General features: G+C 32.7%; 8 protein-coding genes. All 8 read left to right on the plus strand.

Features of this window, described 5'->3' with window-relative positions:
- The first annotated feature begins 126 nt into the window (after nt 1-126).
- The 8 genes from J3477_RS22915 (at nt 127) to J3477_RS22950 (ending at nt 12,487) form a co-directional block, all read left to right on the plus strand.
- Nucleotides 127-639, plus strand: coding sequence for a peptidylprolyl isomerase (locus J3477_RS22915; protein ID WP_206872568.1), 513 nt, complete (start codon nt 127-129; stop codon nt 637-639).
- 38 nt (nt 640-677) lie between these two features.
- Nucleotides 678-1,043 (plus strand): DUF3783 domain-containing protein, encoded by a 366-nt coding sequence (locus J3477_RS22920; RefSeq protein ID WP_206872569.1) that lies wholly within the window; start codon nt 678-680, stop codon nt 1,041-1,043.
- Nucleotides 1,044-1,733 carry an XRE family transcriptional regulator gene (locus tag J3477_RS22925; protein WP_206872570.1) on the plus strand — a complete coding sequence of 230 codons (690 nt, stop codon included), beginning with the start codon at nt 1,044-1,046 and terminating at the stop codon, nt 1,731-1,733.
- Between the two features lie 102 nt (nt 1,734-1,835).
- Nucleotides 1,836-5,753, plus strand: a complete 3,918-nt coding sequence (locus tag J3477_RS22930) for a S8 family peptidase (protein WP_228731352.1) — start codon at nt 1,836-1,838, stop codon at nt 5,751-5,753.
- Nucleotides 5,754-5,860: 107 nt separating this feature from the next.
- On the plus strand, nt 5,861-7,222 hold the full coding sequence (locus J3477_RS22935; protein WP_206872572.1) for a peptidoglycan-binding domain-containing protein: 1,362 nt from the start codon (nt 5,861-5,863) through the stop codon (nt 7,220-7,222).
- 228 nt (nt 7,223-7,450) lie between these two features.
- A complete protein-coding gene (locus J3477_RS22940; protein ID WP_206872573.1) occupies nt 7,451-9,238 on the plus strand; it encodes a heme NO-binding domain-containing protein in 1,788 nt (595 codons plus the stop codon).
- Between the two features lie 293 nt (nt 9,239-9,531).
- Nucleotides 9,532-10,233 carry a response regulator transcription factor gene (locus tag J3477_RS22945; protein WP_206872574.1) on the plus strand — a complete coding sequence of 234 codons (702 nt, stop codon included), beginning with the start codon at nt 9,532-9,534 and terminating at the stop codon, nt 10,231-10,233.
- Nucleotides 10,205-12,487 (plus strand): sensor histidine kinase, encoded by a 2,283-nt coding sequence (locus tag J3477_RS22950; RefSeq protein ID WP_206872575.1) that lies wholly within the window; start codon nt 10,205-10,207, stop codon nt 12,485-12,487. The genes J3477_RS22945 and J3477_RS22950 overlap by 29 nt, the downstream gene beginning before the upstream one ends.
- Nucleotides 12,488-12,730: the final 243 nt, after the last annotated feature.

Genomic DNA, 12,730 nt, shown 5'->3' on the forward strand with positions numbered 1-12,730 from the left:
TGGTACATTATAGAATTATTGATATTACAGTACAAAATATTATATAATTTACCTATGTAGAATTTAACAAGGAAATAATGTCAATACTATAGATTATATTTCCGTATTTTGAAAGGAGAATTATTTATGAATCCAATAGTTACTATAAAAATGGCACAGGGCGGTGTAATAAAAGCAGAGTTATATCCAGAGGTTGCACCTAATACTGTTAAAAACTTTGTATCTCTTATTAAAAAAGGATTCTATGATGGAGTGATTTTTCATAGAGTGATCCCAGGATTTGTTATACAAGGAGGAGATCCACAAGGTATTGGTATTGGAGGTCCTGGATATTCAATAAAAGGCGAATTTGCAGCTAATGGTTTCAACAATGATTTGAAACATACAAAGGGAGTTCTTTCAATGGCTAGATCTGGTCATCCTGATTCGGCTGGAAGTCAATTTTTTATAATGGTAGCTGATGCTCCGCACTTAAATGGCCAATATGCAGCTTTCGGTAAAGTAACAGAGGGACTTGATGTAGTTGATGGCATTGTGGCAACAAAAACAGACTACAGCGATAAACCATATGAAGATCAAGTTATGGAAAAAGTGACTGTTGAAGGTGCAGATGACCTTGGAGAACCAGAAACACTATAACAACAGTTGATATCAGTTTAAACTGGAGGTGAGCTAAAATGTTAGAAAACCAAAAATGTATTTTAGCCTATGGCTTAGAAAAAGAAGAATTAAAGCAGTTGGAGCTTACGAACAATAAGATAATAGTGATAACTACTGAGATGGTTGATATGAAAATTAAAGACTTAATTTCAGGCTTAAAGTTTGAAACTGTAGACAAAGCCTTGCCGCAAGAGAAGGTTCTGATATTTAACAATTTTGAAGATAAAGAATTACAGCAATATATAAAAGTAGTTAGAGCGATAGTGAAGGAGTCTATATTAGCGGTGGTTACGCCAACCTCTAGTGAATGGACTTTTAGTTACTTAATTGAGCACCTAATCGAAGAGCGAGAATGGTATAAAAAGCAGAAAGGAAGAGTTTAATTGAGTAGGGTAGGAGATAAGATAAAGCAGTCTAGAATTAATGCTGGTATTACTCAAAAAACATTAGCTAAAAAGCTAGGAGTCGCAGAAAAGTTTATAAATGAAGTTGAGATGGGTAAAAAAATACTTAATGAAGCTCTTATAGAAAAGATTGCAAAGGTACTTAATACAGATCTAAATGATGTCAACATGGTTGTAACAGATGAAGATTTGAAGAAAGAAAGAGAAACTGTAAAAAAGGTTTACGAACCTAAGAAATCTGAAGTAGCTCCTAAAGGTGAAACAGATGAGGTTTGGAATCAAGCCTTTGGTTCAGTTTTAAAGAATGTTCCTATTTACGATTATTCTATGACTAAGACATATGGCTACAAGGAAATGGTGCTTCACTCAAATAAGATTGAGGGTCATAGTGTAGATAAGGTGTTTTATCTAAAAATCGAAAATGATGATATGGCAGGTTTTAGAATAACTGAAGGAGATATAGCTTTTTGTCATAGTATTAAGGATATTGAGAATAATTCTATATGCTTGATAGAGCTTAATGATAGTAGGATTATAAGACAAGTTAAGAAATTAGATAGTTCAAAGGTTCTTTTGATAAGTAATAAAGGCTCAGTGAAAACTGAGACTGCTAATGTTAAAGACATAAAGTTAATAGGAAAATTAGACAAACTTGAAATAGTTTTATAAAATATGAACGAATTTTTCTTAAGTAATAGAGTAATGCAGAGCATTACTCTATTATTTTTTGAATAACTTAGTATATGGAGATATTTTTAGGAGGAATTTACTATAGATAGCGGTAAAGTTGACGCAACACTCAATCTATTAGCTAATGTACCAAATGAGTTAATAGGAAAACTATCAAAGATATCGGAGAATGAAAAGATAAACCAAGGTAGTATAGAGGTTGTTGTATTATTTGGGGATAATGTGGATAAAGTTGTGCAATCTGTGGATAAAATCGGAGGAAAGCTTGAAAATCTAGGGTTTGGCTTTGGGATAGTAACAATTAAAGCTGTGGATATTAATAGGATTTCTGAATTAGAAGGTGTTCAATACGCCGAATTGCCAAAGGTTTTGTTCACCTCGGATGTGAATAGTAATAGAGCGGCATGTGTTCCACAAGTATATAGTGAATATAATGTTACTGGAGCAGGGGTGTTAGTAGGTTTTATAGACACAGGTATAGATTATACTCATCCAGCATTTAGAAATCAGGATGGAACTACTAGAATAGATTATATATATGATCTTACAGCGCAAGGAAAAGTATATGATAGAAATATGATAAATCAAGCTCTGCGCTCAAGTAATCCACTAGCTGTAGTTGATGTCACAGATCCAATAGGTCATGGAACCCATGTCGCTGGTATAGCCTGTGCTGGAGGAAATATAAATAGACAATACTACGGGGTGGCATATGAGTGTTCTATAGCTATGGTAAAAACAACTAGGTATGGATTTGCTAACTATGCTTTGAGTACCCAAATAATGAGAGGAATAAGATTTTTAATTGATCGAGCAAATGAGCTGAAAAAACCTTTAGTTATAAATATTAGCTTAAGCACAAATGATGGTGCACATAATGGTACTAGTTTATTTGAACAGTATATACAGACAGTTTGTACTTTAGAAAGAATAGCTGTAGTTATAGCAGCAGGGAATGAAGGAGAAGCAGCTCATCATGTAGGTGGAGAACTTAGAGAGCAGATAAATATATCTCTTTCTGTTTCAGAGGGAGAACCAACATTGACATTACAATTATATAAGCCCCTTCTTAGTAATTTATCCCTTGTTTTAACCACTCCATCTGGTATAAGAACTGGTGAAATAATTTTAAGTGAAGGATATAAGGAGACAACAGTTGGTGGCAATAGGTGTCTGATATATAATACAGGCCCTAGACCATTTGACATTGCAGGGGAAATAACTATAAGTCTTGTACCTGTAGGGGAAACTTTAAGTGCAGGTGAATGGACTATAACATTAAAAACTTTAAATCAGTATAGAGGGCTTTACGACATATGGTTACCTATAACTGAGGCCTTAAATCCTAGCACTAGGTTTTTACAACCTAATGTATTTAACACCTTAGGAATACCTGCTACTGTAGAGGCTGCTATATCAGTAGGCAGCTATGACTACAAAACTAACAATTTATCTCCTTTTTCAGGTAGGGGAAGACTACTAAATGTATCGTTTAATAAACCTGATATCTCTGCTCCTGGGGAAGGTATATTGGCTCCAGTAGAGGGAGGAGGTTTTGATTCTAAGACAGGAACATCTATGGCATCGCCTCATGTGGCTGGTATATGTGCATTGTTACTTCAATGGGGCATTGTAAATGGAAATGACCCTTTTCTATTTGGAGATAGATTGAAATATTACATTATGAGATCAGCTAAAAGAGAAAGAACAGATGTTGCTTATCCTAATCCTAGTTGGGGATATGGCACTATATGTGCATATGATGCTTTAACTTTACTAAGAGCGTCGCACGAAGGGAGAGGTTATATGAGAGATAGTGAAAAAAGACAAAAAAATCAAACTTCAACTGGGGTGAATACTGGAAGTCAAATAAGTACTTCAAATATTACAGGGAGCACTGGCCTAACCTTTGAAGGGCAGCAGTCTGGTATTCAGCAAGGAGCAATTGGACAAAATACAGAGAAAAATGTTATAGGTGCAACTGGATCAGTAGGAAATCAGCAGACTGGAAGTTTACAAGTAACACCTGGCATGAGCCAAGGCGTTAGTCAGTTGCAGAGTAATCAACAAGGTGGTAGTTCAACAGGTGTAAGTAATGCTATAGCAGGACCGGATGGTAATTTGTTTTTAAATCCTAACTATAGGTATTTTGCAATAGAGTATCAAGGTGACATAAAAAATGCCATCAAGAAGTATGGTGATGTTGATGTACTGATTTTGGATGAATACAATGCTGTGCTCGTAGGACCAATAGATAAAATAAATACTATTGTAAAGGATGTGCCAGAAGTAATAAATATAGATACAGGGAGGATATTTACATTATCTGCAATCTCACCAGTAGAAGCGGCCGATGCTACTCTGTTTCACAATAATGTCTATCTTCCGTTAAATGGAGAAGGAGTAATTATTGGTATTATAGACAGTGGAATAGACTATCTAAATGATGAATTTATAAAAGAAGATGATACTACAAGGATATTGAGGATATGGGATGAAACTATACAAACACCAAATGGTATACCAATAGGATTCCCTTTCGGTACGGAATATACAGAACAACAAATAAATAGTGCAATAAAAGCTAAAAGAGCTGGAAGTGATCCATATGCAATAGTTCCTTCTAAGGATGAAATAGGACATGGTACTCACATGGCGGGACTTGCAGCTGCAAGAGGTAAGAATCCAGCAGTTGTTGGTGCAGCACCTGGGGCTACATTAGCTGTTGTAAAGGTTAAAGAAGCACCTCAAGGTTCCTTAGATTACTTTTTTGCATATGGTCAGGCTCCTGGCAGGTATGGTAATGTTGATGTGCTATTAGCTGTAAAGTATTTATATAATGTAGCAATAAGTCTTAGAAGGCCTATGGTAATATATTTGCCACTTGGCACGAATTTAGGATCACATGATGGGAATGCAACTATAGAAAGATATATTGATGAAGTGGCAAAAGTGAGAGGGATTATTGTGCTAACCACTGTTGGTAATCAAGCTGAAGCAGATACACATACAACTGGAACTTTAGCTAAGACAGGGGATAGCAGTATTATTGAATTAAGAATTGGAAGAGATCAAAGAAATATTCAGTTTGAGATTTGGATAGGTAAACCAGATAAGTTTTCGCTGTCAATTGTATCACCTTCGGGTGAAATTATTCAACGAATACCACCTAAGCTAAAACAAACTAGTGAAATAAATTTTGTGTATGAGAGAACTAAGATGACGGTTGAGTATTCTATACCAGAAAATACTACAGGAGATGAAAGAATTGTAATTAGGGCACAAGATATAAGAGAAGGAATATGGCAGTTTAAATTGAATGGAGATCTTGTAGTTAATGGTAGATATGATGCGTATCTTCTTCAAAGAGACTTATTAGCTCCTGATACAAAGTTTTTAAGTGGCAATCAATATACTACACTTACAATTCCTTCTACATCAAGAAGAGTAATATCGGTAGCTTATTATAACCAAAATAATAATGCAACTGTAGGAGAATCTGGTAGAGGTTATACGAGAGATAATAGAGTAAAACCTGATATCGCTGCAGGTGGTGTAAACGCACTAACTACTGATGTTGGAGGAGGAACCGTTACTGTCTCTGGATCAAGTGTAGCAGGGGCGGTTACCGCTGGATGCTGTGCTTTACTTCTACAATGGGGTGTCGTTGAGAAGAATGATCCTACTATGTATGCTGCTAATATAAAAACTTATTTATATAGAGGAGCTACCAAAAGAGAAGGAGATGTGTATCCTAACCCTCAATGGGGGTATGGAATGTTAAACATGAAAGGTGTATTCGATAATATAAGAAGTGTCTTTAATGTTAAAGCAGACTCGGAAGTTCAAGCTTTTAATAAACAAAATAATAGAATAGAGGAAAGTAACGAAAATAGGGATGAAAAATTGTTATATGATGACAAGTATAGAGAAGATAATGAATTTGTAGAATTCAATAAAGGAAATTTAATAATTAGGATACCTAAAGTTAAAAAGTAGCATTAGCTTAGAGAAATATATATTAAGTTGGTTTTCGAGATGACATATTCACAAAACCTTTGCTAAGAGCATATTATAGTAAAGAAAAATTTAAAAGGAGTAATATAATGCCATTTAAGGGAAATTTGAAAATTCAATGTTTTCAGGGAGATAATTACATTCCTGTAGATAACGTAAGGATAACTATCACTCCTACTGGAGAGTTTGCTTCTCCGAGTGCTCAAACTATGCAGCTAAGTACTGACTCAGCTGGGTTGACACCAGTTATACAATTGGATACCCCTCCATTACAGTATTCCCAGGCGCCTAATAACCAAATTCCTTATAGTTTGGCAGATTTAAAAGTTGAAAGAGCAGGTTTTGAACCGCTTTTTATAAAAGGATGTCAGATATATCCAGATAAAGTTGCATACCAGAAATGTAATCTGAGTGAAACATCAAACACAAGACAGGGAGAAAACATTATACTGATACAACCTAATAAACTTGTAGGTAACTTCCCACCCAAGATTCCAGAAGACCCAGAGAAACCACTTCCACCACCAAGTAGTGGAGTAGTTTTAAGCAAACCAGTAGTTCCGGAATTCGTAGTGGTTCATCAAGGGGGGCCAAATGATGCATCTGCGCCAAACTACACAGTAAGATTTAAAGATTATATAAAGAATGTTGCTAGTTCTGAGATTTTTCCTACCTGGTCCGATAATACGATTAGAGCTAATTTGTTTTGCATAATATCCTTTACGCTTAATAGGATTTATACAGAATGGTACAGGGGAAAAGGAAAAAACTTTGATATAACCAGTTCTACAGCTTTTGACCACGCATTTAGTTACGGAAGGAACATATTTGATAATATAGAGAGAATAGCTGATGAAATATTTGCTACTTATGTTAAAAGACCTGGCAGAAGACAACCATTATTAACTCAGTATTGCGATGGAAAGAATGTTCAATGCCCAGGTTGGTTAACTCAATGGGGAAGTAAGTATCTTGGGGATGAAGGAAGAACTCCATTTCAAATACTAACTAATTTTTATGGTTCAGATCTTGAATTAGTAACAGCAGAAGAAGTTAAAGGTATTCCAAGTTCATATCCAGGGTATCCTCTTAAGATAGGATCTAAAGGAGAGCCTGTTAGAACTGTTCAAACTTATTTAAATAGAATTTCAGTGAATTATCCATTAATTCCTAAGCTTTCTGTAGATGGAGATTATGGTCCAAATACAGCAGAGTCTGTTAGAGTATTCCAAAGCATATTCAGTCTTCCACAGACTGGTGTAGTTGATTATGCTACATGGTATAAAATATCTGATGTGTACGTTGGTGTAACAAAGATTGCTGAATTAAGAGCTTCAACATCTGCAAGGAATGATGCTGGGATAGAAAGAATATTTTTCCCACCAACTACATCGAATATTTATAGAGGCGATGATGTGCCTTATGTAAATTACTTTGATGATTTGTTTTAAGAATGCTGATTTTTTATAGAGATAAAGAGAAGTGTAAGCTTTTATATAGTTTGCACTTTTCTTTATATGAATCATTAGCGTCTATTTTTATTTAGGATAAAGATGTTAAAATTACAATAAAAAACAAGAATATTGGCGAATTATTATCAAATAAAGCTATTTATTTGACGATAATAATAGTATAATGTAGCTAATGAATAACTGTTATTAGTTAGAGGGAGGAACACTATGAAGGGAACGGTAGTTTCTACTTGGCTTAAAACATGTAGAAGGCTTTATGGTAATGAAATTGTAGATAGGGCTATGACAAATGTCACATGGGATAGTGGGAGGATTTTTACACCACTTGAAAATGTAGATGATAAAGTTATAGGCAATGTAATAAAGTACATAGCTGAAGCTAAGCAGATGAATCTAAGCAAGCTTTGGTATATATTGGGTGAAAATAATATAGAAACTTTCTATAATGATTACCCAGCTTTTTTTAGAAAATTAAATTTGTACACATTTCTAAAGGCAATGAATGATGTACATGCGGTAATAATGAGAAAATTTTCTGGAGCTAAACCTCCCGCTTTTCAATTAGAGCCTGTAAGTAAAAATCAAGCTGTATTTGTATACAATTCTCCAAGAGGTATGTTTGATTATTTTCAGGGATTACTAAATGGTAGCGCTAAAAAATTTGGTGAAGAAATATCTATAGAAGAGGTAGCAAGGACAGAAACTTCATTGTCTCTTAAACTAACTTTTCAGTATGAGATATTAAATAAAAAGAAGTATAGACTGAACAAATTGTTATCCTTTGGATTTGTAAAAAATATAGGAGTAAAATCCGCAATACCTACTTTTATAATCACTGCAATAATAGGTATTATCATGTCTGGAGTAACTAATGGAGTTATAGTGGCTGGGGTTGCGGCTGTCATATCTGCTTTATTTACAAACATGATGCTTGCACCAAAGAAAGCTATAATAGATGAACTTAATGCTATGGCAGAAAGAAAGTATAGCAATCTACAGTTACAATCAAAGGATATATTTGAAGACATTTTTAATAGTATAACAAATGTTAAAGATATGTGGTCTCAAGATTTGACATCTTTTAATAGTGTAACTGATGAGATGAATGTGTTTTCGAAGGACATGTTCCAGATTACAGAATCTATGAGATATACAACAGAAGAAATCAGCGGGTTTTCTGGACAAGTTGCAGAGATGTCCACTCAACAGGATATAAATACAGAAAACTTGTTAACTCAGATTAATAAAAACATAGAGGAAATAAATTCTTTAGTTAGCAGTGAAAACAGAAATAAGACTGAATTAGATAAAGCTGTTATAAAAATTGAAGATAGCTATGAACATGTAGAGAGAGCGAGTACTCATATAAATGATACACTGCAATCCTTCATGGGAGTAAAAGAAAGCGGAAGAAAACTTCAAGAAAAGGCATCAGACATTACTAGTATTGTATCAATAGTTTCTGGAATTTCGGAACAAACAAATCTTTTAGCTTTAAATGCTTCTATAGAAGCAGCTAGAGCTGGGGAGCAAGGAAGAGGATTTGCTGTAGTTGCTGAATCTATAAGAAAGTTAGCTGAGCAATCTAAGGGAGCAGTTAGAGAAATTAATCAAAATCTAGATGTTTTTGCCACCGATATAAACGGGTTAGTTGATAACATAGATAGTCAATACAAGGTTCTTGAAAAAGAAACCTCAGCACTTAAGGATGTTAAAGACATAAGTTTTGAAGCCAAAAATTCAATACAAGATGTTTCAGAGGCTATAAATAGTTCTATAGAAGCTCTTAATAGGGAAGCAGATTCTATACAAGAAATGTTTAAGAGTATAGATTCCTTAGCTGCAATTGCAGTAGAAAATGCAGCTGCATCAGAAACTGTAAGTGCAAGTATTGAAGATTATAAAAAGGAAATAGACAAAACTATAGATAGTATTAGAAAAATTGAAGGTATAATCGACATATTTAAAAAAGAATTAGCTAAGTATAAGATATAATAAAGATGAAACATTTCAATACAAGAGCTTAGAATAGCTATTTAGGGTAAACAGTAAAAAATAAAATTTATGCCGCCTGCCAAATTTTCCTCATATGCATTCGGAAAGGCAGATGCGTTAAAAAAGCTCACTGAAGAAGGTCGCTTCAGTGAGCTTTTTTATTTTTTGTAAGAAAAATTTAAGAAATATGATAAGTAATCTGTAAGATTTAGGGAGTAATATTAAAGAAGGGCTATAAGGAGGGGATTTGGATGGTATAATATTGTAGAAATGTATTAATAGGGGGATAAAAATTGGACAAGTATAATGTTTTGGTAGTTGACGATGAAAAAGAAATAACTGATGCTATAGAGATATATTTAAGTAATGAAGGATTAAATATACTTAAAGCTTACGACGGAATGGAAGCTTTAGATATGTTGATGAACAATGATGTTCATCTAATAATAATGGATGTTATGATGCCTAAATTGGATGGTTTAAAGGCAACTTTTAATATAAGAAAAGAAAGAAATATACCAATTATAATCTTATCAGCTAAGTCTGAAGATGTTGATAAAATAATGGGTCTTAATATGGGAGCTGATGACTATATGACAAAACCTTTTAATCCTTTAGAACTCATAGCTAGAGTGAGATCTCAGCTTAGGAGGTATTTAAAACTAGGGAATTACGAAGCTTTAGATAAAGATGAAATAAGTACGGGAGGTCTGTGTCTTAATAGGGTAAATAAAACTGTATCAGTAGATGGAGAAGAAATCAAGCTGACTCCACGAGAATATAAGATATTAAATCTTTTAATGTCAACTCCAGATAGGGTGTTTTCAATAGATGAAATATACGAAAAAGTATGGAACGAGTTTAGTTATAACGCTGATAATACAGTAGCAGTGCATATTAGGAGAATAAGAGAGAAGATTGAAATTGACCCTAAGGATCCTAAATATTTAAAGGTGGTGTGGGGAGTTGGGTATAAGATTGATAAACAAAAGTAAGTTAATAAGAGAGGTTTTATTGATATTAGCCATGTTTTCAATAGCATCAGTTCTTATTGTTTCTGTTGATGCTGCAACTAATAAAGAGGTTCTTGAAAAAGGTGGGTTTTATAAGACTAAAGGTTTCATGGAGATAATAAGTAACTTTAATTCTGATGTTGTTGATTTAGAAAAGAAATATAAGAATGAAGAATATATTAAAAGTGATGAATATGGTAAAAATATATCATCAGATGAAATTGAAGCTAAAAGACAAGAATTAGTAAATAAATTACATGAAGAATCAAATAAATTAACTTATGAATATAATAATAAAATTAGTGATTCAAATTTAGAGAGTGCTTTTGATGAAGCAGATAAATTAAAAGAAGAACTCAATAAAAAGCTACAAAATTTAAAAGAAGACTATAACTCAAAGATAAATAATACAGATAGCTTAAAAAAAGATATTATTAATGAAAGCTTAGAGACATTAAAAGTAATAAGAAAAAGAGTAGATGGTTTTAAAAACATAAAATATGTATTAGTAGATGGTGAAGGTGGTACAACTAAAGCTAATATACAATATGATCCTAACAATATAAAGGCTAGTTTTAAAGACAGTACAGGTTTTTACTTAAAAGTGTATGGCAACAAAGATTCAGATTTAAATCAATATAACAATATATATGATTGTAATGTAGAGATTAGAGCTAATAATAGTGGAGAAGGATACTTTGGTCCGTTAGTTGGCAGGGTTAGTAATTCAAATTTAACAATATATATGTCAGTTCCAGAAAAACTTTCTGAAGGTGATGCAATATATTTTGCATATAGAGATTTCTCTAATTTAAAAGTGAAGATTATTAATGAGGCAATAGTAGTTGTAGTGGCACTTGTAATTTTTATAATTTCATTAGGTATGCTTATATATCGTATAAAGTTTATAGATAAAGATGCGATAAGTTTTAGAAGGTTGTCAATTGAAGTTAGAGCCATTGGAGCTATAGCTATGCTTGTTTTGAATATTGCAATTTTGATGAGTTACTATGCATATTATCCATATAGAAAATCAGAGGTAATCTCATTAGTAGAAATAGAAGATATAGTAGGTATTGCACTTACATTAATTATATTGACAAAGCTTATACTACCTATATTTTATAAGCAAGAAAGACAAGAGATGGTGAAGAAAGCATTATCATGGAAAGTATATGGATTATTAAAAAAGGCTGTTATATATGTTAGAGAGTTCACTTATATGAGAAGTATATTCTTTAAAGCTATTGTAGTGGTATGTATTACTTTATTTATTCTGTTGCCTTTATCAATGATTACGGGAATTTATATAGATAATCATTTAGTGATAGGTTTTATCTCTTTACTCATAATATTAGCTTTTGCTGCATTTATTTCAATTTATATATTTAAGAAGCTTATTGCTTTAGATAGGATTATAGTGGGAGCTGAAAAGATAACAAATGGAGATTTAAATTATACTATTGATATAAGAGGTCAAGGAAATTTGTCTAAGCTTGCGAATAATATAAATAATATGAAAGCAGGGCTAAAGAGTTCTATTGAAAGTGAGGTTAAGAGTGAAAGACTAAAGACTGAACTTATAACTAATGTTTCTCATGATTTAAAGACTCCACTCACTTCTATAATAAATTACGTGGACTTATTAAAGAGAAATAATGGATCTCCAGAAGATATGAAAAACTATATTGATATTCTTGATAGAAAGTCTCAAAGACTTAAAGTGTTGATTGAAGATTTATTTGAGGCATCAAAGGCTGCTAGTGGATCCTTAGAAGTTAATATAGAGAAGGTTGAAGTAACATCACTTCTTAAGCAGACTTTAGCTGAATTTGAAGAAAAGATAGAGAAGGCTGAGCTTGATTTTAAGGTAGCATATCCAGAGCGTAAGATATATATAATGGCTGATGGCAAAAAACTTTGGAGAGTTTTCGAAAATCTAATAAATAATATTATTAATTATTCTCTGAGTGGAACAAGGGTTTATATAACTGTAAATAATGAAGATGGTAAGATAAAGATATCAATGAAAAACATTTCAGCCTATGAGTTAGATATTGACCCGCAAGAGATATTAGAAAGATTTAAAAGAGGAGATCAATCAAGACATACAGAAGGCTCTGGCTTAGGATTAGCTATAGCAAAAAGCTTAATAGAATTACAGAACGGGAGTTTCAATATACAAATAGACGGAGATCTCTTTAAAGCTAATATTGAGTTTGAAGAATTTGAGTAAGTGAGAAGTTATAAGTAAATCAATAATTTTATTTATAAATATGATATATATAATCACAAAAAATACAAGATAAGAGAGGTCTGATAGGATCTCTCTTATCTTATGTGCATTCTTTCTCAAAATTAAGGATTAAGAGAAGGCTTTATACTTTGTACTGTATTGATACAATTTATTATTATTTCCATTGTACTTATGTATAAGTGTTATATAATTTAACTTGGAAATATCTAATGCAAATCAGTA

The organism is Clostridium zeae, assembly GCF_017312485.1.
Classification (GTDB): domain Bacteria; phylum Bacillota; class Clostridia; order Clostridiales; family Clostridiaceae; genus Clostridium_AR; species Clostridium_AR zeae.